The following is a 21,181-nucleotide window of genomic DNA, read 5'->3' on the forward strand; positions in this document are numbered from 1 at the left end:
GGGCCCCCGTCCTCCCCCGGCCGACGGCACGTCACACCGCGTCGCCACGCACCCCCCGCCCGCCCGGGGCGCTACTAGGGTGTGACGGATGAGCTTCCACCTGGTCGTCGGGCACGGGCCCGCCGGGGCCGCCACCGCCCGCCTGCTGGCCGAACAGGGCCACGAGGTCCGGGTCGCCACCCGTACCGGACGCCCCGCCGGGCCGGCCGTCCCCGGCGTCGAGCACCTCGCGCTGGACGCGAGCGACCCGGTACGGCTGGCGCAGGCCGCCCGTGGCGCGGCCGCCATCCACGGCTGCGCCGCGCCGCCGCTGCCGCAGTGGACCCGGCTGTGGCCTGCGCTGACCGCTTCGCTGTGCGCGGCGGCCGAGGAGAGCGGCGCGGTGCTGGTCATGCTCGGCAACCTGTACGGCTACGGGCCGGTGGCGGGAGCGATGACCGAGGACCTGCCGCTCGCCGCGACCGGCCCCAAGGGCCGGGTGCGGGCGGCGGCCTGGGAGCAGGCGCGGGCGCTGCACGAGGCCGGGCGGATCCGGGCGGTGGAGGTGCGGGCCTCGGACTTCTTCGGCCCCGGCGTCACCGACGGCGGCCACCTGGCCGCACGGGTGGTGCCCCACCTGCTGAAGGGCCGCCCGGTCGCGACGCTCGGCGACCCGGACACCGCGCACAGCTGGACCTACCTGCCGGACGTGGCCCGGGCGATGGCCGAGATCGCCGGCGAGGAGCGGGCCTGGGGCCGGGCCTGGCACGTGCCCACCGTCCCTCCCCTGTCGGTGCGCGCGATGGCCGACCGGCTGGCCGCCGAGGCCGGCGGCGGGCCGGTCGCGGTGCGCCGTCTGCCTGCGGCCGTCCTCGCCGTGGCGGGGGTGCTCTCCCCGCTGCTGCGCGAACTGCGGGAGGTGCGCTACCAGTTCGACCGGCCGTTCGTGGTGGACTGCTCCGCGTACGAGGGCGCGTTCGCGGTGCGGGCCACGCCGCTGGACGAGCAGCTGCGGGCGACGGTCGCCTGGTGGCGCGAGCGCGTGCAGCCGTAGCCGCTCGGCGGGCTTCCTCACCGTTGCCCGCCAGGCCGCCCGCTGCGGCCGCCCCGTCGAGGTACGGGTGTGCACCCCCGACGGCCAGTGGCTCGCCCTGCACGCCTCCCCGCTGGACGGCCGCGACGGCGGCGTCGCCGTCGTCACCTCCCCCGTCTCCTCCGTCCAGCGCCTGCCGCTGGCGATCCTCGCCCACGGCCTGTCCCCGCGCGAACAGCAGGTCGCCCTGTACGCGGTGCGCGGCGCCAGCACCAAGGAGATCGCCGCCCTGCTCCACCTGACCGTGCCCACCGTCCAGCAGCACGTCACCGCGATCCTCCACAAGACCGGCGTGCGCTCCCGCCGCGAACTCGTCGCGCTCCTGATGGCCGACCGCCTCCCCACCCTGGGCCTGCCGCCGGCGTGACGCCGGCCCCGGGCGGGCGCTGCACCCGGCCTCATGCGGACGGGACATCGGGGCGAATCCGCCCGCCGGCCCCTGGCGCAGAACGGCGCGAGGAGGCGGGCAGCGGCGTCCCCAGGGCCGCCTCGACCCGCCCCCGGTCGACACCCGCGCGGGCCCGGGTCCGCCCCACCTCGGCCGCGAGCCGCTCGGTCCACCCGGACACCCCGGTCACCGGACCGTCCGGCGGTCCGGGGGTGACACCGCCCGCAGCGAGTAGAGGACCGGGAGGTAGGTGTCGCCGAACGGGAACCGGTAGGTGCCGTCGGGCCCCTGGGGCAGGATGCGGCGTGCATCGAACGCGGCCTCGGTGTGTTCGACGAGTCGGTCCACGATCAGTCCCGCTCCGGCGGCCGCCGTCACGATCTCGCCCACCGAATGCGGGTACTGCACCACTTCCCGCGCGGCCATCGGCAGGGCCGGATCGGCATAGGTGCCGGTCACGGCCTCGCGCTGGGGCTCCCCGCCGCCGTAGGGCCAGTCGGCCACGAGCGGCTCGTGGCTCGCCAGGGTCTGGAACGCCGGGTGCAGGTCGACCAGCACCAGCCTGCCACCGGGCCGCAGCGCCGTCGCCGCACCGCGCATCCACGCGTCGAGGTCACCGATCCAGCACAGCACCCCGTAGGTGGCGATCACGAGGTCGTCTCGTTCCAGGACCGCGGCGCGTGGCGGCCCGTCTGACTGCCGCACCCGCACCGCCGGGCGCAACACCGGCGCCCGCTCCCCCGCCCGGGCTCGTTGTCGCAGGTGGGCCCTAGGTTCGGGGCATGAACGTTCCCGAAGTCATTCCGATCTGCCACGAACCCGGCTACCACACGGACACCATCGGCCGGTACGAGGGCGGCCAGTTCTACGCGAACATCGTCGCGACCCTTCCCGAGGACTGGAGCCACGACAACTGGCAGGCCGTGAAGCGCTGGCACGCCGTGCTGCACCGCTTCGACGAGGCGGGCGTCCACCTGGGCTCGCGCATCGAGTTCACCGGCACGACGGCGGACGGCGAGCGGCAGGCGATCGCCGCGGCCGAGCTCCTGCTGAAGCAGTGGCTGGACGCCCTGCCGGGGCTCCACTACCAGGACATCGTCATCGCGCCCTTCGAGGTCCGCTTCGAGGGCGCCCTGTTCGGCCTGGTCGTGGAGGTGGACGAGGACGAGGACGACGAGGAGGACCGCGTCCGGATGGAGCTCTACCCGGACGGCCTGGGCTTCGGCCCTCCATGGGACGGCTGCTACGACACGTGAGCCGCGGCGGTCGGCCCGTGCGGCCCGTTCCTCGCTAGGCTCGGCGGTGCCGGGGCCTGCGGGGTCTGCGGTGGGAAGGCGGGTGTGCGCATGCTCGGGTACGACGCGGACGGGTTCGTACGGGACGGGGCGCCGCACCGGGTGGTGGCCGGGGCGGTGCACTACTTCCGGGTGCATCCGCAGCTGTGGGAGGACCGGCTGCGGCGGGTGCGGGCGCTGGGGGTGAACACGGTGGACACCTACGTGCCGTGGAACTTCCACGAACTGCCCGACGGCACCGTGGACTTCACCGGCTGGCGGGACGTGGCGCGCTTCGTGCGGCTGGCCGCCGGCCTGGGGCTGGACGTGATCCTGCGGCCGGGCCCGTACATCTGCGCGGAGTGGGAGTTCGGCGGGCTGCCGGCCCGGCTGCTGGCGGTGGACGGGCTGCGGCTGCGCTGCGCGGACCCGGCGTACCTGGCCGAGGTGGACGGCTGGTTCGACGCGCTGGTGCCCGAGCTGCTGCCGCTGCTGGCGAGCCGGGGCGGGCCGGTGGTGGCGATGCAGGTGGAGAACGAGTACGGCAGTTACGGCGACGACGCCGTCTACCTCGCCCACCTGCGCGACGGCCTGGTGCGGCGCGGGGTGGACTGCCTGCTGTTCACCACCGACGGCGCCCACGACACCATGCAGCAGGGCGGCGCCATCCCCGGCCACCTGGCCACCGCGACCTTCGGCTCGCGCGCCCCCGAGCGTCTGGCGGTGCTCCGCCGCCACCAGGGCGAAGGCCCGCTGACCGCCATGGAGTTCTGGATCGGCTGGTTCGACCAGTGGGGCCTGCCCCACCACGTCCGCGACCCGAAGGAGACCGCCGCCTCACTGGACGAGCTGCTGGCCACCGGCGCCTCCGTCAGCCTCTACATGGCGCACGGCGGCACCAGCTTCGGCCTGTGGGCCGGCGCCAACCATGGCGGCGCCCACCCGCTGGACGCCGGCTACGAGCCGACCGTCACCAGCTACGACTACGACGCGCCGATCGGCGAGGCCGGCGAGCTGACCGAGAAGTTCCACGCCCTGCGCGAGGTCATCGGCCGCTACCTTCCCCTGCCGGACGGCGAACTGCCCGACCCGCCGCAGCGGGTGGCACCGCAGCGACTGGAACAGGCGCACGGGCTGGCGACGCTGGCACAGGCCCTGGATGCGCTGTCGCAGCCGCAGCGGCACGCCGCGCCGCTGCCGATGGAGCAGATCGGCCAGGACCGAGGCCTGATCCACTACCGCACCCGCGTACCCGGACCGCGCCCCGAACTGCCGCTGCGCATCGACGGGTTGGCCGACCGGGCGCAGGTCTTCGCCGACGGGCGCCCGCTCGGGGTGCTGGAGCGCAACTCCCCCGGCGCGACGCTGGCGCTGGCCACCGGGCCCGACGGGGTCGTGCTGGACATCCTCGTCGAGGCGCTGGGCCGGGTGAACTACGGCCCGCAGATGGACGACCGCAAGGGCATCACCCGCGGCGTCTCGCACGGCCACCAGCGGCTCTTCGACTGGCAGATCCGGCCGCTGCCGCTGACCGACCTGTCCGCACTGCGTTTCACGGACGGCATCGAGGCGGGCGACGGGGAACCGGCGTTCCACCGCTTCACTGTCGAACTCCCCTCCCCCGCCGACGCGTTCGTCGCCCTGCCCGACTGGGGCCGCGGACTGCTGTGGCTCAACGGCTTCCTGCTCGGCCGCCACTGCTCCGCCGGCCCCCAGCGCACCCTCTACGCCCCCGCCCCGCTGTGGCAGGCCGGTGCCAACGAGCTGGTCGTGCTGGAACTCGAACGGCACGGCACGGCAGTGGAGTTGCGCGACGAGGCGGACCTCGGCCCGGTCACGGCCGCGCCCAGCTCCGAGTACTGAGGCACCCCGACCACCCGATCGGCCACTGCTCAGGCGCAGCGAGGCCCACCGGGCCCCGGGGTCACATCAGTCCCACCAGAAGGACCACTGGTGGGCGCCGACCAGCTGCTCGGCGTACTCGGTGAGGGTGCCGGTGCCCTGGAAGACGAGGTCGGGGCAGAAGGCGGTGTGCTCGGCGGCCAGTGGGAGCGCCTCGGCGAGCGTGGCGGGCGGCACGGGGACGCTCAGTTCCAGGGTGTCGAAGCCGAGTTCGACCACCTGGGCGCCGAAGCGGCGCTCCCAGTCGGCGAGCACGGCGGCGATCTTGGCGATGTCGTTCTCGTGGTTCGCGGGGCCGCTCCAGCCGCACACCGCGAGTGCGTGGGCTCCGCTGTCGGCCCGGACCAGGCCGAGGCGGGCGTCCTTGACGGACCGCAGCACCTCGGCGAGCTCCCGGGCCTCGGTGCCGGCGGCGCCGTCGGGCACGGTGACGGCGGGGGCGGTGCCGGGCCAGGTGCGGCCGTAGGGGGCGAGGGCTTCGTCCAGTATCTCGGTGTCCTCGCTCACCTCCCCGTCCTCGTCCTCGTCGGCCTGCTTCCACCAGGTGTTCAGCAGGGCGGCCGGGTCGTAGAGGCCGGGTATGGAGGCGTCGCTCGGGGACAGCTCGCCGGACAGCCAGGGCCGGTAGTCGTCGCCGCTGCGGTCCAGCGGGGTGAGCAGCAGCGGCCACAGCCCGGTCTGCGGGTGGGCGCGGTGCAGCTGCCGCCACAGCCCGGCGGGGGCGGGGGCGTCGCTGATCCACAGCAGCGGCTGCCGCCCGTCGTCCTCGGTGACCAGACGGCCGGGCGGCAGGTCGACGGGCAGGGCGGTGAGGGCGGTGGCGAGGTCCGGGTGCTCGGTCATGCGGCTCACCGTAGGGGCGGGCACCGACAGCGGGCGGGCTGGGCGGCCCGTCAGGGCCCGGGGCAGTCATGCCCGGTCCCAGGCCATCCGGACTCATACCGGTTCGGCTGGGGCTGCGTTCGATGGCGTGTCGCGGACCATGCGTATGTTCGGCAGCTTCCCCCGCCAAAGCTCTCGCTCGCCCGTGGCCTCGAACCCGTAGCGTTGGTAGAAGCGGATCGCGCGCTCGTTGTAGTCGGTGACCCACAGGCGCATGGGTGCACTTCCCGCCCAGGTGAGGAACTCCCCCATCAACCGGCCTCCGATGCCTCGGCCCTGGGCCTCGTCCAGCAGGTACATCGGCCCGAGGGTGACCACCTCGTCCCGGCGGCCGCAGAGGAAGCCGACGATCTCCGTACCGGAGCGGACGACACGGCAGAACAGCAGGTCCGGCTGCCTCCCCGCCGCCTCGATGAACTCCCGCCACTGGGCGATTCCCTCCGTGGTGGCAGCAGAGCCACGGTGCTCACGGATCCAGGTCTCGTCGATCCCCGCGTCCGCGCAGGGATACGTCTGCAGCCAGACCTTCAACTGCAGCGGGCCCAGAGACACGGCGTCGTCGGCACGAGGGGGTTCGATCAGGTGGGTCATGGTGACCATCCTCGACGAAGCACGCCCGGCGAGGGCCTGCGGGCTACCAGGTGGCCCGTCCGGTCTCCCCCGGCAGCTGCGGTGCCACAGGAGCGGTGCCGCGCTCGCGCTCGGGCTCGGCCCAGCCCGAGGAGGAGGTGCGGACGGCCTGGACGGGTGCTGCGATCGGCGCCTCCAGGGGGCGCGCGGCGCGCACCGGGGCGGGCGCGACGGCCTGGTCCAGGCGCAGCACGAAGTTGACGTAGTCGAGCGCCTTGCCCGGCCAGTGGCAGTCGTTGCTGGTGAGCACCTGGCTGCGCAGGCCGCCGTGTTCGGTGACCGGTCCGGGGGTGGTGCGCAGGTTGGGCTGCCAGCTGCGGCCCCACAGGTGGTGTTCCAGGGACAGCGTCCAGCTCTCCTCGTCCACCTCGATGGTGGCGCCGACCTGCCCGGGCAGCACCCGCAGCCCGTACGCGCCGCGCACGACCGCCCGCTGGTCGAAGTCGGCGTTCCTGCCGACCACGGTGATCCGCCACGCGCCGTGGAACCTGAGCATGCCTGCCTCCTGACACCGCGGCGCCCGCTCCGGCGGAGGGCGCCCCTTCCACGTCTACGGCCCCGGCCCGTCCACCGGCTCAACTCGGCCGGGCGCGGCTCGACGCGGCTCGATGCAGGGCGCCCCGGGTGCAGGAAGCGCCCGGGCCGACGGCCTTCGCCCGCCGTCGGCTCAGCCGGCGAGCCAGCCCGCCTGGGCGGCCCGGACGCCGGCCTGGAAGCGGCTGCGGGCGTCGAGGCGCTCCATGAGGTCGGTGGCGATACGGCGGGCGGTCCGGGGGGAGACTCCCAGGCGCTTGGCGATGGCGTCGTCGGTGTGGCCGTCCGCGAGCAGGGTGACGGCGGCCTGTTCCTGGGCGCTGAGCCCGCGTTCGTTGAGGCGGGTGGCGGTGCCGATCGGCTGCGCGTCCGCCCAGACGGTCTCGAACAGCGCGCACAGCGCGGCCAGCATGCCCTGCCCGGTGAGGACGACGGCGCCGGTGGCGGTGTTGTCGCTGCGGATGGGGATGACGGCGGTGGCGCGGTCGACGACGATCATCCGGGTCGGCAGTGCGGGCGCGGTGCGGACCTGACCGCCGTGGGAGACGAGCCAGTTGACGTACTCGACGGTGTGCGGGCTGTTGCGGAGGCTGTCCAGGTAGACGGTGCGCATCCGGACGCCGCGTTCCAGCAGGTCGAGGTTGAGGGGCTTGGCCGCCTCGATGTTCTCGGGCTTCTGGCCGCCGTCCGGGGAGAAGGTCATGACCTCCTCGCGCACCTCCCGGGTGAGCGTGGTGAGCCGGTCGCGGATCTGGTCGAGGCCGGTCAGCTGCTCGACGCCGGGCTGGCCGGAGGTCGGGCGCAGGTCGGCGCACTCGGCGATGAGCTGGGCGGCCGCCGCCCGGGAGGTCTCGATGCGCAGTTGCTGGGCGGCGAGTTCGGCCTGCTGGCGGGCCATCAGGATCTCCATCCCGACTTCGGGGGAGACGGCGCGCAGTTCGCCATCGCGGTCCGCGGAGGGGCGCAGCAGGGCCAGTTCGCTGAGCGTGTCCAGGGCCTGTCTGACCTGTTGTTCGGACAGGGCGAGGCGGGCGCCGAGGGCGGCCACGCCTTCCTGCGGGTGCGCGAGCATCGTCCGATAGACCGTTTCCGAGACCTTGTCCAGTCCCAGTGCCGTGAGCATCCTCCACCCCCGCGATGAAACCGTGTTCGATCCGCACGCGATCATTGCACAACTGACGGTGACGAAGCCATCGCTTTGGTGGACGGTTCCGGCCACGGCCGGAATGGTCCCCGCCCTTCCCCTATGGGCCGAATGCCCGGTCCGGGCAGGCTTGTTGCATGTACCTCGTTCACACCGTCCTGCGGCCCGACGCGCCGGGCCGTGTACTGCCCGTCGACACCCGTGGGCTGCTGCTGGCCGCCGTCCTCCCCGAGGACCGGGTCGAGCACCTCGTCGTCCATCCGGACGCGCTCCCGCATCCGGTGCTCGGCGTCTACCTCGTGACCGGCTCCCTCGCCGAGGCGGAGCACCGGGCCGCCGCGTTCTGCCGCCGCGCACTGGCCGTCGCGCCCGCGTTCGCGGGCTGGAGTGAGGCGGGGACGGCCGCTCCGCTCGTCGCGCCGTTCTACGAGCACCTGCTGTCCGACGAGACCGGTTCCGCCGAACCCGCCAGCCCTGCCGGCCCTGCCGACTGCACCGATCCTGGCCGGAACGGTCCAGGGGCGTTTCCGTCCACCTGAAGTCCCTTCCACCGGCCGCGAGCAGCGGCGAAAGTAGTTGTCGTCGGCAGGGAACACCGCCCGACAGCAGGACCGGAGCAAGCGTCACCGCGGGACGCCGAGCACCGAAAACGCCCCCAGTCCGTCCCATCCGAGAAGGAGACACCATCATGCTTCGCACCGTCACCGCCAAGGCCGCCGCGGTCGCCGTCCTCGCCCTCGCCGCCCTGGTTCCCGCCGTCGCCGCCCAGGCCTCCCCCGCCCAGCCGGCGATCACCGTCGCCGGCGCCCCCGCCGACGACATGATCTGGGGCTGATCCCCCGGCCGCAGGCTCCCACCGATCGGCTGCTCCTGCAGGGCAGCCGCCCGGCCGGGCCGGGCCCGTCCCGCCGCCGCGCACCGCCCGCGGCGCTCTTGGACCGCCGGCCCCTCGGCCCGCGACGCCCCTCACGACGACGCACCGCTGACGGCCCACCGCCGTCGCGCCCCCACCTTCTTGCACCCCTCGCCTTCTTGCGCCCACGAACACCTCTGGAGATTTGTCATGCCCAAGACCAGTATTCGCCGTACCGCCGCACTGACCACCGCCGCCGCGTTCCTCCCGGTCAGCCTCGCGCTGGGCGCCTCCCCGGCCTCCGCCAGCGTCGGCACCTCCATCGCCGCCACCGCGGCGGCCAACCTGGGCAAGGGCGCCTGTTCGACCAACAGCGCCGGCGGCACCGCCTACTACAGCAGCTGCACCGGCAACGGCGGCAGCCCCGAGGCGTGGTGCGCGGACTTCGCCAAGTGGGTCTGGGCGCAGAACGGCGTCGACGTGCGCGGCCTCACCCCGGCGGCCGGCAGCTTCGGCACCTACAACGGCGGCCTGCACAGCACCCCGCAGGTCGGCGACGCGGTCCTGTACAACTACAACTACAACGGCTACGCCGACCACGTGGCGATCGTGACGGCCGTGGGCAACGGCACGATCACCACCATCGGCGGCAACGAGGGCGGGGTCAGCGGCAACTGGTCCGCCACCTCCAGGGTCAAGCAGTCGGCGACCCACAGCTCCGCCATCGGCTACAGCTGGGGCGGCCAGCGCATCAGCGGCTACGTGTCGCCGAGCGGCGGCACCGACGCCGGCGGCACCACGACCGCCCCGACCCCGGTCGCGCCCAACCACGTGTACGACAACGTCCGCTTCTCCAACGGCAACTGGCAGGGCGCCGCCCTCGCCGACGCCGGTGCGGACGTGTCCCAGGTCGTCACCGCGGCCCTGCCCAACGGCGACCTGCACGTCGTCACCCTGAGCAACGGCAAGGTGTACGACAACGTCCGCTTCTCCAACGGCAGCTGGCAGGGCGCCGCCCTCGCCGACGGCGCCGGCACCATCACCTCGATCGCGGCCGTCGGCATGCCGAACGGCGACATGCACCTGGCGACCGTGTCCAACGGCAACGTGTACGACAACGTCCGCTTCGCCAACGGCAGCTGGCAGGGCGCCGCCCTCGCCGACGCCGGCGGCAAGGTGGCCCAGGCCGCGGTCGCGGCCCTGCCCAACGGCGACATGCACCTGGTCACCCTGAGCAGCGGCAAGGTGTACGACAACGTCCGCTTCGCCAACGGCAGCTGGCAGGGCGCCGCCCTCGCCGACGACAGCGGCAAGGTCGGCGCGATCTCGGTGGCCGGCATGCCCAACGGCGACATGCACCTGGCGACCGTGAGCGACCGCAACGTGTACGACAACGTCCGCTTCGCCAACGGCAGCTGGCAGGGCGCCGCCCTCGCCGACGCCGGCGGCGCGGTCGGCCAGGCCGCGATCACCGCCCTGCCCAACGGCGACCTGCACCTCGTCACCCTGAGCAACGGCAAGGTGTACGACAACGTCCGCTTCTCCAACGGCAACTGGCAGGGCGCCGCGGTCGCCGACGACAGCGGCAAGGTGAACGCCATCGCCGCGACCGGCATGCCCAACGGCGACATGCACCTGAACACCCTGGCCAACTGACGCCCCGCTCCGCGCAGCCGCCCGGTCCCGCCGAGGGACCGGGCGGCTGCCCGCGTTCGTGCGGCTCGATGCCGCCCCCCTTCGCCCGTGCCCGCGCCGCGCGGCCGGCCGACCGGTCAGCGGTGGGCGATGGCCAGGGAGCGGAGCTGGACGTGGACGGCGGCGGGCTCGGTGCCGGTGAGGGCGGCGACCTCGGCGGCGGACAGGTCGAGGACCAGGTGCAGCAGCAGGACGTCCTGCTGGGTGGCGGTGAGGTGGGCGACCGGGCCGAGCGGCCGGGGGCCGGCCAGCGTGCAGACGCGGCGGCGCACCGCCTGCCAGGCGCAGGCGGCCGGGCTGGCGGTGGACAGGGCGTCGAGCCAGCGCCCGCCGAGCTCCTCGAAGGCGTCGTGGACGGCCGGTTGTGCGTCGGCGGGCGGCAGGAGCAGCGCGGCGTAGTCGAGGTAGTGGCGCAGGTGGAGGTCGTGCAGCGCCCACAGGCCCAGGGCGGGCCCGGGGGTGGCCGGACGGCGCGGTGGTGTCGGCATGGTGGTGTCCCGAGGTGGCGCGGGTGGGTGCTGGTCCGCGGCCGGGTCGCGGGTGGCGCGCCCCGGCCGCGGACCGGGTCACACGAGCACCGACGGGTTGCCGTCGGTGTCTTCGCGGCCCGCCGCGGCGGGGTGGCCGGGGCTCTCGTCCCGTTCGGCGGCGAGGCTGTTGCGCAGGGTCACCCACAGGCGGAACAGGATGTCCGTCGGGGTGCCGGCGCTGGAGGACTGCATGGCCCGGGCGAACTCGCTGTGGTGCGTACGCGAGTTGACCGGCAGCGGGGTGCGGGCGTTGTTCGTCCGGTCCCAGGCCGCCGCCCACAGGGCGCGGCGGGCCTCCCTGACCCCGCAGACCTCCATGTAGGCGAGGAACACGGGTTTGCGCAGCGGGGCCTCGCCCTTGAGGACCAGGGCCAGCGTGCTGGAGGGCAGGCGTCCGCCCCGGTCGCGGGCCCGGCGGTCCAGTTCCCGCAGGGAGGGCCAGTCGGCCTTGCGGCGCATCTCGTGCATCGCGCGGCGCAGGTCGGCGAAGGAGTCGGCCTGTTCGGGGTCGATCCGCCGGGGCGCGCGCAGTCTGCGGCTGCCCGAGGGGCGGGGCACGTGGGCCCAGTAGTTGGCCTGGACCCACCTGCGCCGGGCGGTCTTGAGGTCGCCGCCGCATTCGCGGGTGACGGCCTCGACGACCTTCCAGCTCGGCACGGAGCGCCCGCCGGCAGCCCGTTGCAGGGTGGTGGGGTGGTAGTTGGTCCGAGCGGAAAGCTGACGGTACGTCAACTCGGCCTGCTCGCGCTGCTCCCGCAGCCAGGCGGCCAGCCGGCCCAGCGCCGGCTCGGTCGCCTCGATCGGGTTCTCTCGGCGTCCCATCGCTGGCAGGCGCTCTTCCTAGGCCCGCTCCCGTCGGAGCCTGGCGGCCAACAGGCAGCCGCCGGTGGCCAGTTCGAGAGCGGCACCGGCCGACATGCCCGTCGCCACCAGGGCGGCGGCCAGCGCGACCGCCAGGACGACCACGACGACGACCACGGCCGTCCCGTACGGGCGCGGGTGGCGCGGACGCGGCGGTACCGGGTCCGCCGTCGCGCAGTGGGTGGTGCGGGTGCGGGTGCGGATGCGCTTGTTCCGGTTCCTCTTCATCGAGGAGTCCTCCATATCACTGTCCACTCCAACTGGCGGGCACTTGTGCGGTTGGCGTCGCACGGGGTGCCCGGTGGCCTCACACTCTGTCAGGCGTATGGGTGAATCCCAATCGGTTCGGTGAACATCGCGCAGATTGATGCGCCACGGTCCCGGCCACTCGCCGCAATCTCGTGAATGCTCTACCAGAGAAGCACAGTTCAGCGAACTGAAACCGAATTTTGATGCGCCTTTGTGCAGCATGCCCTTGTGAGCCGTCCTGGCCGGATGTGACGATTCGCAGTGCGGCGTCATCCGGACTCGCGGGTTCGGAACCCGGGGCGCTGTTCACTCCAACAATCGGGAACATCGGCAGCGGGCCGTGTTGGCGCATGGGTCCGTCCGAACAGCAGAGACCGCCCGGCCCTGGTGGCCCGAGCGGTCTCTCTGCGTTTTCCCGGCGCGCTTCCCGTCGCGTTCCCCGGCCCGCTTCGCGGGCGGTGGACGTCAGGTCAGTCGCGGGTGGTCCAGCGCTGGGTGGTGCTGGTCGCGGAGGGCGCCGAGAGCATCGCGCCCACCCCGGAGTTGCTGTTGGGGGTGTCGAGGACGTAGCCGGTGTTCGGGTCGGTGATCTTCAGGCTGCCGTCCGCGTTCTGGGCGACCTGCCACTTCTGGGACGCGGACTGCGGGTCGGACGGCTTCACCGTGACGCGGTAGCTCGGGTAGCCGCTGGACGTCAGGGAGAGGGAGGGGTTGCAGCTGTCGTGGATGCGCACCGTACCGTCCGCGTTGGTGTCCAGCCGCCACTGCTGGCCGAGGTCGGACGGGCTCTTGTCGGAGATGACGGCGTAGGCGCCGGGGAGCACGAGGCAGCCGCCGCCCTGGTGCGACAGCACGGGGCCGCCGCTGTTGGTGAGGAAGTGGGAGCGGCCGTCGCCGACCGGCACGGGCGCGTAGTAGATGGTGTGCCGGGTGAGCCGGTCGAGCGCCGCGCCGGTAGTGGCGAGCGGCGGGACGGCGGCGGGACGGACCGTCTTGAAGTAGTCGGCGAACGTGCCCGGCGTGCGGTCGGTCAGCGCCTTGAGGGTGCCCTGCCAGCCGCCGTCGACCTGCCGCCACAGGTCGAGCAGTGAACCGGAGATGTTGCCGGAGACCGTGTCACCGGTGTCCCAGCCGGGGCCGTAGGTGAACTCGGTGCTGCCCCCGTTCGACCACACGTAGCGGTTGTCGCCGAGCAGGTAGGCGGAGACGGCGTCGGCGAAGCCCTCGACCCAGGCGCAGGGGCGGCCCGCACTCGACCAGATGTAGTGCGAGGCACAGACGCTGTCGGGCGGCCAGACGCCGTTGAAGAGGCGGTGCATCAGGAAGTGGCCGCCCTCGTGCAGGACGGTGTGCTCCGAGTCGGGGTCGGCGTCGGAGAGGGAGATGGTGTTGTCGAGGTCGTACACCGGGCCCCTGCTCGCGCCGGGGCCCCAGAAGACGGAGAGCTCGGTGCAGGAGGCGCTGTTCGGCTCGTGGGCGCTCCAGCAGGCGCTGACCGGGTTGTTGCGGCCCCACCACAGGAGGTTGAGGGTGTCGAGGATGTGCCAGGCCCGGGAGGTCTGGGCCGGGGGCTTGAGGACGCCGACGGAGGCGCTCGTAGAGAGGTTCTGCTGGACCGGCGAGTCCACGGTGTACAGGGAGCCCTGGGACAGGACCCTCCACAAGCTGGTGCTCTCGGAGGAGAACCGCACCCACATGCTGCTCATCGTCGTGGTGGTCGTGGGGGTGTAGCAGAGGTTGAAGCCGCCGTCGGACACGGCGGTGAGGCCGTAGACGCCGAGCGCGTGCGGGGTGTCGGCGGCCTTCTCCCGGCCCCACAGCTCGACGTTGGCGTTGCGGACGGGCTTGGTCCGGGTGGGCTTGTCCGGGCCCTCCTCCGCGTTCTGGTAGTCGTACTGGAAGGTGCCGCTCAGGCAGATCGGGCTCGCGGTGACCGCCGCCGAGGCGGGGGCCGCCGCGAGCGGGACGACGGCGAGCACGGCGAGCAGGGCCGTGCCGACGGCGGCGAGCCGGCGGGCCAGGCGGGTGCGCGGAGATATGCCCATCAAGGTCCTCTCGGTGGTGTCGCCGGGCACCGCGGAGGCGCTCGGCGACGGTCAGTGACGGTTCGCGTGCCCATGGTCGGTGCACGGTTCCACTTGCGGTAGGGCGTGCGGAAGCGGGCGCGACGTGCTTCGCACCGCCCGCGCCGGTGTGCGGGCAGAACGCGACCGGTGAAGAACTCCCGCAGGCGGGTGGCGGCTTGCGCTGCCACCCGAACCGATCAGGAATCTACACAGCTCAGTCACGAAGGGAACGTGATACTCCGCTTTTCTTCGCTTGAGGTCAGAATCGGTCAAGCTTTGACCGATTCTGACCAGTCGTCAGGTTGTACGCGCGCAGCATGTACCGGGCCAAGGGCGTGGATTCGGTCCGCGAGTCGAGACGCGCGACGAACATGCGGGGCCGGTGAGTTTTGAGCATGGGAGCACCTCGAAGGGGGCGGAGAGGCGTGCGAAAGGGGCGCGAGGTTTGACGGGTCCGGTCAGCTTCAGGCTGGGCACCTTCGGCGCCTAGTGGGGGCCTGCGAGTCACGACGCCACTCCGATCCGTAGTGGTGCGGTGATGGACGCCGACCGCGAGCTGCGGATCCGCACCGTGCACGGGCCCGACAACACCCGCACGGTGCTCACGTACAAGGGCCCCCGGGTGGACGACGCGTCCGGGTCCAAGTGGGAAGCGGAGACGCGTGTCGAGGACGCCGATGCGGCTCACGAGATCATCAGCGGCCTCGGCTTCACCCCGCGCATCCGGTTCGAGAAGCGCTGCCGCAACTACACCTTCGAACGCGACGGCCGGCAGTTGCTCGCCACGCTCGTCCGCGTCCCGGAACTCGACGCCACGTTCATCGAAGTCGAGACCGCAGCGGCCACCGCAGACGGCCTCGCAGCGGCACTCGACACCGTGCGGGCCGTCCTGGCCGACCTCGGAATCAGCGAGGCCGACCTGACGACCGAGCAGTACACGGACGCAGTGGCAGCAGCCCGCACCTGACCCGAGGACCGACCACACCGTGCGCAGGAAGTCGGCGGAGTCGACTTCCTGCGCACGGAAGTTGGTCCACCACCAGGAAGCCCCCTCGTTCCGGCAGACCGCGTCACGAACCGGCTCGCCAGGGCGAAGCCTGTGCGCCGGGTGGGAGGCCTGGTTTCATGCGGTGCTGAAGAACACCAGCACCCGGCGACACATCGGACCGGACCTGGACCGCCTGCACCGACGACACCTGGAGGACCACCGCGTGACCGTCGAACTCCGCCACCACACCACCACCCTCTCCCCCGAGGCCCGGCAGGATCTGCTGCAGGTCTACGCCGACGTGCGCGCCTCGCTGCTGCACCTGCCGAACTACTGCCTCGCCACCTTCGCCGAACGCCTCGACCGGCACACCGCCGACCCCGGCTTCGAGCTCGTCCTCGGCTACGACGGCGGACTGCCGGTCGGGTACGCCTACGGCAACACCGTCGAGGCCGGCGACCGGTACTGGAAGCGCATGGCCGAGCCCCTCCCCCACGGCTTCACCGACGCCCCGGCCCTGGCCGTCAAGGAGATCGGCGTCCGCACGCCCTGGCGCGGCACCGGCACCGCCCGCCGCATCCACGACGCGCTGCTGGCCGGGCGCGCCGAAGGCCGTGTCATGTTGATGGTGAACCCGCTCGCCGGGGACGGCAGGGTCCAGCGCGTCTACGAGGCCTGGGGCTACCGGGCGTTCAACACCCAGCCGCCCACACCGGACTCGCCGCGGCTGACCGCGATGATCCGTCCGACCCGCTGAGGCCGGCGCGGAGCAAGCTCCCTCACCCGCTCCCTCCCGCAGCCGCGCCCCGGGCGGCGGCCCGGGGCGCTCGGCGCTTTGCGCCGTCGGGGCTACTCGCGGGGCCGGGCGAGCAGGGCGGCGGAGGCCGGGTCGCCGACGCGGGTCGCCACCGCGCCCTTCACTACGCTCAGGGCGGCCGGCAGCGCCGCGACCGCCGCCGCCTTGAGCGCGCTCATCGAGGTCAGGTCGAACTTGTCGGCCAGCAGCAGGCCGAGGAACGCCGCGGCATACGTGGCGACGGTGCGCTCGACCAGGTCGAGGATGAACTTCCGCATGGTCAGGACTCCTTCGTGGTGGAGGCCGGTGTGGTGCACGGTCTGTGCGCAACGGTCGCGCGGGCGTTGCGTCGGGGTCGGCTGTCAGAGGTCGGAGGGCATGCGGCAGGTGCCGCTGGGGAGTTGCCACCCCTCATGTACACGTTCACGCCGTCGGATTCGACGACGGACCCGACGGAAGAAAATCGGCGGCCCCGACTACGCCGCCGGACCCGCCGCCGAGGCCGCCCACCTGCCCGTCTACCCTGACGGGCATGACCGAGGCTCTAATGAACCGCTACCGCAATGCCGTGGAACCGCTGCTGGAACCGGGCGAGCACCTGTTGGACGTCGCGACGGTGGTGCCGGTGGCCGGGGCGCGCGGGGTCGGGGACGGGGCGGGGGCACGGGTCGGCAACAAGCTGGGGCAACTCGGCGCGGTGTCAGGGCAGTCGGGCAGCCTCGCGAGCAGCTTCCCGACGACGACGGGCGGGGCGCGGACCAGACTGCTGGCCGTCACGGACCGCCGGACCGCGTTCGTCACGGCGCTGGACGTCCGCAAGGCCGGCCAGCTGCTGTGGCACGCCCCGCGGCAGCTGGTCCTGCGGGTGGAGCGGCGCCCGAGGTTGCAGGCGATGGCGCGGTTCCGGCTGCACTTCGCGGACGGCTCGGCGGTGTCGCTGTACACCGCGCGGCGCCGCACGATCGAGGCCCTCGCCGATCACCTCGGACGTTAGGGCCCAAGCTCCGGGCCCGCCGTCCGCGATCCCCGGCACCCGAGAGCGAGCCCGCGCGCTCGTGAACGGCCGGCCCGCGCCGCCGGGTCCAGGTACGACGCTGCGATGCTCCGTGTCCGCCCCACGCGGTACGGTTCGTGGTCTGGCAACCGGAGGTGGCACATGGGTCGTTGGGGAATCGGGACGGGCTACGCCGAACTGCGCCGGCGCCGGGCCGAGCGGCAGCGCCTGGCGGCCGAACAGGGCTGGGAGTTCCGCGAGGAGAGCCCGGAGCTGGCCGAACGCTGGCGCGACGCGGTGCTCTCCGGCGGCCACGACACCCCGCCGCGCGCACGGTTCGCGGCCACCGGCACGCTCGACGGCCACCAGGTCACCGTGTTCGACCTGGTCCGCGGCCGGGGCGGCGACGGCATACGCACCGTCCACCTGGTCGAACTGCCCCGCCCGCTCCCCCTGGTGGTGGTCTCCCGCAACATGCTGGGCCCCGACCGGCTGCTGCCGCTGCTGCGCCGCCAGATCCTGCAGAAGCCCGGCCACCACCTGTACGAGAGCGGCGACGAGGCGTACGACACCGTCCACCTGGTCGAGACCACCGACCCCGACGTCGCCGGGCGTCTGTTGACCCCGGCCGTCCGGGAGTTCGCCGACGACCACCTCTGGCTGGAGTGGCGCGTGGACGACCGCTGGCTCTGCTACGTCGGCTACAGCGGCCCCTCGGCGCGCACCGAGCAGCCGCTGGCCGTCCTGCGCTCGCTGACCCGGCTCGTCGACCTCACCGACCCGGCCCTGTGGGGCCGGCCCCGCCCCGCGCACACCCGCCGCCCCGCCCCCGCGGCCGCCACGCCGTCCACCTCCGCGGCCACGCCCACCGGCCCGGCCGCCATGCACCGCGGCGACCCCGCCCACACCGGCGTCCACCCCGAGGCCGCGGCCCCGCCCGGCTTCCTGCCCTGGAGCACCCGCCTGCCCGAACGCCCCACCAGCTCCCCCGTCGTCTGCGCCGGGACCCTCTACCAGAACGCCGGACAGCACTGCTACGCCCTGGACGCGCTCACCGGCGAACCGCGCTGGCGCCACGACGCGCAGGACCGGCTGACCCACACCCCGGCCGTCGCGGGCGACACCGTCTACGTGGTCGGCGAGGACGGCCTGCTGTACGCGCTCGCCGCCGCCGACGGCACCGAACGCTGGAGCACCCGCGTCGGCGCCTCGGCCGCGCCCACCGTCGCCGACGGCGTGGTCTACACCGTCACCATGTCGATGTTCACGCTGCGCCACACCCGCCCCAGCACGCTGATCGCAACCGACGCCCGCACCGGTCGCCGGCGCTGGGAGCAGCACCTGCCGGACGGCTCCTGCTCGGCGGCCGCGGTGGCCGACGGCCTGGTCCATGTCACGGGCGTCAAGGGGCAGTTGGGCGCCTACCGGGTGAAGGACGGCAAGCGGGTCTGGTACGACGACAACGCCGAGCGTTACCTCGCCCTGTGTTCGCCGAGCGTCGCGGACGGCACCGTCTACCTCGGCACCGGCGCCGGCCTGGTGCACGCCTTCGACGCGGCGACCGGCAGGCAGCGCTGGGGCGTCGAGGTGGGCTTCAGCGCGATCGACGACAGCCCGGCGATCACCGACGACCTGCTCCTCGTCGGCGACTTCCGCACCGGCGTCCACGCCCTGAACCGGAGCGACGGCATGCGGCGCTGGCACCTCGCCGGCCCGCACGGCGCCTCCGCCGTCACGGTCGCCGGCGCCGACGCCTGGGTGGTCGGCCTGGCCCGTAACCGTTCGCTGCTGCGCCTCGACCTGGCCACCGGCGCGGCGCACTGGCGCCGGGCCCTGGACGCCACGGGCGGCAGCCCGGCCTACGCGGACGGCGTGGTGTACGTGACCACCGCCAAGGGCACCGTCCTGGCGCTCGACGCCCTCACCGGCCGCCGCCCCGGCCGGCGGCAGCGGCGGCGGCTGTCCTGATAGCGGCTCCCCTGGAGGCAACTCGGGCTGCTGGTCGGTCGCCACCGGCATCGCGCGGCCGCCCCGCCCATCGTTGGCGGACGCGCTCGGCAATCGGGCGGGCACGCAGGGGAGTTGAGTACGGCAGCGGATTGCGGCGCGGGGTGCCGGCGGGACAGGGTGTGGGCGCAGACGCGCGTGCGACCCGAGAGGACCCCTGCTCGTGAAGGCTTTCCTGGAGAAGGTGGCGACGAATCTCGTCTACCTCGTCGGCATGCTGGTGAACCCGCTCCTCAACGGTGTGCAGGAGCTGCGGGCGCTGCACTGGCCCACCGAGCGGCGCAAGCTCAAGCTGGTCAACTCGCCGACGGCGCAGGCGGCCCGGGCGGCGGAGCGGGAGCGGATCCGGGGGCTGGTCGAGGCGCTGGGGGCGGTGGAGGGGGTCGAGCACGTGCTGACCCAGGTCCTGGACCAGTCCACCCGCCCGACCTTCCACGGCTCGGACCACCCCAGGGACACGTTGTTGGTCTGCCGGATCTACGCCCGCGCCTACTTCGTGATCCGGGAGGACGTCCTCGACGTCCTGCCCCGGATCGCGGCGGCGGACGTGGCCGAGTGGCAGGCCCACGGCCAGGGGCCGGATCCGAGCGGGAGCCTCGACCACGCGCTGCGCTGGTACCGCGACGGAGGCATCGACGCCAACGGCTGGCGGATGGGCTCCCCCTGTCTGTCCAGCCCCGGCGCGACCCTGACCTGGGACCGGGACGGCATTCCGCGCCGGGACCCGGTTCCGGCGGGCCCGTACATCAACCGGCTCTTCGTGCTGGAGCAGACCCCGCCGGACGCGGACGCGGCGCAGCTGCTGAGCGAGGCCCGCGCGGACGGGCGGGGTGTGGTCCTGGAGCTGGTGTTCGGCGCGAACTGGGTCGGCTACTGCCAGTACCACAAGGTGGCGCGCGGCGGTTTCCTGGGGCGCGGGCGGCTCTGAGCCGGTTTTTCGGGGACAGGGGCCTTTTCGGGGGCCTTCTTCGGGCAGCGCCCGGACCGGCCGGGAAGGCCGTCCGGGCGTCCTCACCCGTTCAGCCGCGGCTCAGCACTGGGGGCGGCGGCCGTGGTTGGCCCCGCGCCTGGCCCTGGCCTTCTTCTTGCGGCGGCGCTTCGACGACATGGCCACTCCTCTCGCAACCGGGACACTCCCGGGGTACCACCGTTCCACACCCGGGCAGCCCCGGCCCGTCGGGCGGCTGCGCGCGGGCCTCAGGCGCCGTCGCCCGCCAGGGCCGCCCGCCAGGCCGGGCTGTCCACGTAGTGGTTGTCGAAGCGTTCCGCCGAGGCGGCGATCGCGCCCGGGTCGCTCTCGCCGCGCATGACGCTGCCCAGCAGGCGCAGGTAGTCGAAGCGGTCCATGCCGGGGGTGAACACGCACAGCACGTCGGCCTCGGCGCCCGGGGCGGCGGCGAAGGCGTGCGGGGTGTGCGGCGGCACGGCGAGGAAGTCGCCCGCGACCAGCACGGTGACCTCCTCGCCGACCAGCACCCGCAACGAGCCGCTGATCACGAAGAAGAGCTCCCACGCCCGGGTGTGGAGGTGGGCGGGCGCTCCGGCGGCGCCGGCGGCGAAGGTGGAGCGGTAGACGGTGAAGCCGCCCTCCGCCGGGGCCGCGTCGGCCAGCAGCGTCATGGTGGCGCTCGGGTCGGTGCAGGTCTCGGCCTCGGCGCAGCGGGTCAGCACGGGGGCGGCGGTGTTCTTCGTCGTCGTCATGTGACCAACCTACGACCGGAAAGACCCCCGATCAGGTGGCAATCAGCGACCGTTTCCGTGGGTCAATTCTCTCCTGCGCCCCGGGCGGCACAGGAGGCCCGGAAGCGGGGTCCGGGGGCTCCTTCGTCACGTCGGGAAAGGTCAGTCGGGGAGGTTCCCGTTGCCGCCCAGGTTCGCCACCATGCGGCGCAGCACGTTGATCGTGGTCACGAGCTCGTCGGTGTCGATGCCCTCGTGGGCGCGCTCGTTGATCTTCAGGTTGCGTTCGCGGGCGCGCAGGCGGCCGGCCTCGCCCTCCTCGGTCAGCGTGAACGCCCCGTCGGCTTCCTCGGTCAGCCAGCCGCGGTTGATCAGGTCGTCGAAGACGGCGTCGAAGGCGGTGTCCTGGTCGTCGTACGGGGTGAGCCGCTCGATCAGGGTCGTGCGGGTCCATCCGCCGGGGCGGCCGGCCGCGTGGTTGAGCGTCCACCAGTGCGGCTGGGTGAGGCCTTCCACGGCCAGCTGCTTGCGCAGGCCTTCCACCACCACTCGGCGGTAGACCTCGCCCGTCCAGGCCCCGATGGGCTGGGCGGCGATGATCTGCGGTTCGTAGGTCTTGATCGTCATGTCCGGTGC

The 21,181-nt window shown here is 73.4% G+C and carries 24 protein-coding genes; 12 read left to right on the forward strand and 12 right to left on the reverse strand.

Annotated features, from left to right (window positions below; all coding sequences use genetic code 11):
* The first annotated feature begins 88 nt into the window (after window positions 1–88).
* Window positions 89–1,033 carry an NAD-dependent epimerase/dehydratase family protein gene (locus ACIRRH_RS33195; protein WP_403074744.1) on the forward strand — a complete coding sequence of 315 codons (945 nt, stop codon included), beginning with the start codon at window positions 89–91 and terminating at the stop codon, window positions 1,031–1,033.
* Between the two features lie 67 nt (window positions 1,034–1,100).
* Window positions 1,101–1,439, forward strand: coding sequence for a helix-turn-helix transcriptional regulator (locus ACIRRH_RS33200; protein WP_403074746.1), 339 nt, complete (start codon window positions 1,101–1,103; stop codon window positions 1,437–1,439).
* A gap of 207 nt (window positions 1,440–1,646) precedes the next feature.
* On the opposite strand, the gene ACIRRH_RS33205 is transcribed toward ACIRRH_RS33200, so the two are convergent.
* Window positions 1,647–2,111 (reverse strand): hypothetical protein, encoded by a 465-nt coding sequence (locus ACIRRH_RS33205; RefSeq protein ID WP_403074749.1) that lies wholly within the window; start codon window positions 2,109–2,111, stop codon window positions 1,647–1,649.
* Between the two features lie 131 nt (window positions 2,112–2,242).
* Here ACIRRH_RS33205 and ACIRRH_RS33210 point away from each other — a divergent pair, with 131 nt between their 5' ends.
* Both ACIRRH_RS33210 and ACIRRH_RS33215 read left to right on the forward strand, forming a co-directional pair.
* Window positions 2,243–2,716 (forward strand): hypothetical protein, encoded by a 474-nt coding sequence (locus ACIRRH_RS33210; protein WP_403074751.1) that lies wholly within the window; start codon window positions 2,243–2,245, stop codon window positions 2,714–2,716.
* A gap of 90 nt (window positions 2,717–2,806) precedes the next feature.
* Window positions 2,807–4,597, forward strand: a complete 1,791-nt coding sequence (locus ACIRRH_RS33215) for a beta-galactosidase family protein (protein ID WP_403074754.1) — start codon at window positions 2,807–2,809, stop codon at window positions 4,595–4,597.
* Between the two features lie 66 nt (window positions 4,598–4,663).
* Here the strand turns inward: ACIRRH_RS33215 and ACIRRH_RS33220 are convergent, their stop codons facing one another.
* From ACIRRH_RS33220 to ACIRRH_RS33235, 4 genes are all read right to left on the reverse strand, one after another.
* Window positions 4,664–5,479: a DUF4253 domain-containing protein gene (locus tag ACIRRH_RS33220; RefSeq protein WP_403074756.1), complete on the reverse strand. Its 816-nt coding sequence runs from the start codon at window positions 5,477–5,479 to the stop codon at window positions 4,664–4,666.
* A 93-nt stretch (window positions 5,480–5,572) separates the two neighbouring features.
* A complete protein-coding gene (locus ACIRRH_RS33225; protein WP_403074759.1) occupies window positions 5,573–6,109 on the reverse strand; it encodes a GNAT family N-acetyltransferase in 537 nt (178 codons plus the stop codon).
* 43 nt (window positions 6,110–6,152) lie between these two features.
* A complete protein-coding gene (locus ACIRRH_RS33230; protein ID WP_403074762.1) occupies window positions 6,153–6,644 on the reverse strand; it encodes a hypothetical protein in 492 nt (163 codons plus the stop codon).
* Between the two features lie 171 nt (window positions 6,645–6,815).
* Window positions 6,816–7,805, reverse strand: a complete 990-nt coding sequence (locus ACIRRH_RS33235) for a helix-turn-helix domain-containing protein (RefSeq protein ID WP_403074764.1) — start codon at window positions 7,803–7,805, stop codon at window positions 6,816–6,818.
* A gap of 158 nt (window positions 7,806–7,963) precedes the next feature.
* On the opposite strand from ACIRRH_RS33235, the gene ACIRRH_RS33240 reads away from it, so the two are divergent.
* From ACIRRH_RS33240 to ACIRRH_RS33250, 3 genes are all read left to right on the forward strand, one after another.
* Entirely contained in the window at window positions 7,964–8,365 is a 402-nt protein-coding gene (locus tag ACIRRH_RS33240; RefSeq protein WP_403074766.1) for a hypothetical protein, read from the forward strand.
* Between the two features lie 149 nt (window positions 8,366–8,514).
* Window positions 8,515–8,661, forward strand: coding sequence for a hypothetical protein (locus ACIRRH_RS33245; RefSeq protein WP_403074769.1), 147 nt, complete (start codon window positions 8,515–8,517; stop codon window positions 8,659–8,661).
* A 228-nt stretch (window positions 8,662–8,889) separates the two neighbouring features.
* A complete protein-coding gene (locus tag ACIRRH_RS33250) occupies window positions 8,890–10,335 on the forward strand; it encodes a CHAP domain-containing protein (protein ID WP_403074772.1) in 1,446 nt (481 codons plus the stop codon).
* Window positions 10,336–10,451: 116 nt separating this feature from the next.
* Here ACIRRH_RS33250 and ACIRRH_RS33255 read toward each other — a convergent pair whose 3' ends face one another.
* The 4 genes from ACIRRH_RS33255 to ACIRRH_RS33270 form a co-directional block, all read right to left on the reverse strand.
* Window positions 10,452–10,862, reverse strand: a complete 411-nt coding sequence (locus tag ACIRRH_RS33255; RefSeq protein ID WP_403074774.1) for a sigma factor-like helix-turn-helix DNA-binding protein — start codon at window positions 10,860–10,862, stop codon at window positions 10,452–10,454.
* 78 nt (window positions 10,863–10,940) lie between these two features.
* A complete protein-coding gene (locus tag ACIRRH_RS33260; protein ID WP_403074776.1) occupies window positions 10,941–11,726 on the reverse strand; it encodes a helix-turn-helix domain-containing protein in 786 nt (261 codons plus the stop codon).
* A gap of 18 nt (window positions 11,727–11,744) precedes the next feature.
* Entirely contained in the window at window positions 11,745–11,993 is a 249-nt protein-coding gene (locus ACIRRH_RS33265; protein ID WP_403074778.1) for a hypothetical protein, read from the reverse strand.
* 491 nt (window positions 11,994–12,484) lie between these two features.
* Window positions 12,485–14,059 (reverse strand): RICIN domain-containing protein, encoded by a 1,575-nt coding sequence (locus ACIRRH_RS33270; protein ID WP_403074781.1) that lies wholly within the window; start codon window positions 14,057–14,059, stop codon window positions 12,485–12,487.
* 559 nt (window positions 14,060–14,618) lie between these two features.
* On the opposite strand from ACIRRH_RS33270, the gene ACIRRH_RS33275 reads away from it, so the two are divergent.
* Window positions 14,619–15,047: a class IV adenylate cyclase gene (locus ACIRRH_RS33275; protein ID WP_403074784.1), complete on the forward strand. Its 429-nt coding sequence runs from the start codon at window positions 14,619–14,621 to the stop codon at window positions 15,045–15,047.
* A 244-nt stretch (window positions 15,048–15,291) separates the two neighbouring features.
* Complete coding sequence (locus ACIRRH_RS33280; protein WP_403074786.1) at window positions 15,292–15,825, forward strand: GNAT family N-acetyltransferase; 534 nt, start codon at window positions 15,292–15,294, stop codon at window positions 15,823–15,825.
* A 92-nt stretch (window positions 15,826–15,917) separates the two neighbouring features.
* Here the strand turns inward: ACIRRH_RS33280 and ACIRRH_RS33285 are convergent, their stop codons facing one another.
* Window positions 15,918–16,142 (reverse strand): holin, encoded by a 225-nt coding sequence (locus ACIRRH_RS33285; RefSeq protein WP_403074789.1) that lies wholly within the window; start codon window positions 16,140–16,142, stop codon window positions 15,918–15,920.
* Between the two features lie 254 nt (window positions 16,143–16,396).
* Between ACIRRH_RS33285 and ACIRRH_RS33290 the strand changes: the two genes are divergently transcribed.
* The 3 genes from ACIRRH_RS33290 (at window position 16,397) to ACIRRH_RS33300 (ending at window position 19,793) form a co-directional block, all read left to right on the forward strand.
* Window positions 16,397–16,858 (forward strand): hypothetical protein, encoded by a 462-nt coding sequence (locus ACIRRH_RS33290; RefSeq protein ID WP_403074792.1) that lies wholly within the window; start codon window positions 16,397–16,399, stop codon window positions 16,856–16,858.
* 162 nt (window positions 16,859–17,020) lie between these two features.
* A complete protein-coding gene (locus tag ACIRRH_RS33295) occupies window positions 17,021–18,826 on the forward strand; it encodes a PQQ-binding-like beta-propeller repeat protein (RefSeq protein WP_403074795.1) in 1,806 nt (601 codons plus the stop codon).
* A gap of 202 nt (window positions 18,827–19,028) precedes the next feature.
* On the forward strand, window positions 19,029–19,793 hold the full coding sequence (locus ACIRRH_RS33300) for a hypothetical protein (protein ID WP_403074798.1): 765 nt from the start codon (window positions 19,029–19,031) through the stop codon (window positions 19,791–19,793).
* Window positions 19,794–20,062: 269 nt separating this feature from the next.
* Here the strand turns inward: ACIRRH_RS33300 and ACIRRH_RS33305 are convergent, their stop codons facing one another.
* Complete coding sequence (locus ACIRRH_RS33305; protein ID WP_403074800.1) at window positions 20,063–20,566, reverse strand: cupin domain-containing protein; 504 nt, start codon at window positions 20,564–20,566, stop codon at window positions 20,063–20,065.
* 141 nt (window positions 20,567–20,707) lie between these two features.
* Window positions 20,708–21,172, reverse strand: coding sequence for a MarR family transcriptional regulator (locus ACIRRH_RS33310; protein WP_403074803.1), 465 nt, complete (start codon window positions 21,170–21,172; stop codon window positions 20,708–20,710).
* Between the last annotated feature and the right edge of the window lie 9 nt (window positions 21,173–21,181).

Source organism: Kitasatospora sp. NPDC101235 (genome assembly GCF_044767505.1).
Lineage (GTDB): Bacteria > Actinomycetota > Actinomycetes > Streptomycetales > Streptomycetaceae > Kitasatospora.

Bases quoted from the DNA above. Each gene is read 5' to 3' on its own strand.
- ACIRRH_RS33270 (WP_403074781.1), bottom strand. From the start codon at position 14,059: ATGGGCATATCTCCGCGCACCCGCCTGGCCCGCCGGCTCGCCGCCGTC.
- ACIRRH_RS33290 (WP_403074792.1), top strand. From the start codon at position 16,397: ATGACCGAGGCTCTAATGAACCGCTACCGCAATGCCGTGGAACCGCTG.
- ACIRRH_RS33235 (WP_403074764.1), bottom strand. From the start codon at position 7,805: ATGCTCACGGCACTGGGACTGGACAAGGTCTCGGAAACGGTCTATCGG.
- ACIRRH_RS33195 (WP_403074744.1), top strand. From the start codon at position 89: ATGAGCTTCCACCTGGTCGTCGGGCACGGGCCCGCCGGGGCCGCCACC.
- ACIRRH_RS33240 (WP_403074766.1), top strand. From the start codon at position 7,964: ATGTACCTCGTTCACACCGTCCTGCGGCCCGACGCGCCGGGCCGTGTA.
- ACIRRH_RS33250 (WP_403074772.1), top strand. From the start codon at position 8,890: ATGCCCAAGACCAGTATTCGCCGTACCGCCGCACTGACCACCGCCGCC.
- ACIRRH_RS33230 (WP_403074762.1), bottom strand. From the start codon at position 6,644: ATGCTCAGGTTCCACGGCGCGTGGCGGATCACCGTGGTCGGCAGGAAC.
- ACIRRH_RS33305 (WP_403074800.1), bottom strand. From the start codon at position 20,566: ATGACGACGACGAAGAACACCGCCGCCCCCGTGCTGACCCGCTGCGCC.
- ACIRRH_RS33265 (WP_403074778.1), bottom strand. From the start codon at position 11,993: ATGAAGAGGAACCGGAACAAGCGCATCCGCACCCGCACCCGCACCACC.
- ACIRRH_RS33245 (WP_403074769.1), top strand. From the start codon at position 8,515: ATGCTTCGCACCGTCACCGCCAAGGCCGCCGCGGTCGCCGTCCTCGCC.
- ACIRRH_RS33215 (WP_403074754.1), top strand. From the start codon at position 2,807: ATGCTCGGGTACGACGCGGACGGGTTCGTACGGGACGGGGCGCCGCAC.
- ACIRRH_RS33260 (WP_403074776.1), bottom strand. From the start codon at position 11,726: ATGGGACGCCGAGAGAACCCGATCGAGGCGACCGAGCCGGCGCTGGGC.
- ACIRRH_RS33220 (WP_403074756.1), bottom strand. From the start codon at position 5,479: ATGACCGAGCACCCGGACCTCGCCACCGCCCTCACCGCCCTGCCCGTC.
- ACIRRH_RS33295 (WP_403074795.1), top strand. From the start codon at position 17,021: ATGGGTCGTTGGGGAATCGGGACGGGCTACGCCGAACTGCGCCGGCGC.
- ACIRRH_RS33210 (WP_403074751.1), top strand. From the start codon at position 2,243: ATGAACGTTCCCGAAGTCATTCCGATCTGCCACGAACCCGGCTACCAC.
- ACIRRH_RS33255 (WP_403074774.1), bottom strand. From the start codon at position 10,862: ATGCCGACACCACCGCGCCGTCCGGCCACCCCCGGGCCCGCCCTGGGC.
- ACIRRH_RS33275 (WP_403074784.1), top strand. From the start codon at position 14,619: ATGGACGCCGACCGCGAGCTGCGGATCCGCACCGTGCACGGGCCCGAC.
- ACIRRH_RS33310 (WP_403074803.1), bottom strand. From the start codon at position 21,172: ATGACGATCAAGACCTACGAACCGCAGATCATCGCCGCCCAGCCCATC.
- ACIRRH_RS33285 (WP_403074789.1), bottom strand. From the start codon at position 16,142: ATGCGGAAGTTCATCCTCGACCTGGTCGAGCGCACCGTCGCCACGTAT.
- ACIRRH_RS33225 (WP_403074759.1), bottom strand. From the start codon at position 6,109: ATGACCCACCTGATCGAACCCCCTCGTGCCGACGACGCCGTGTCTCTG.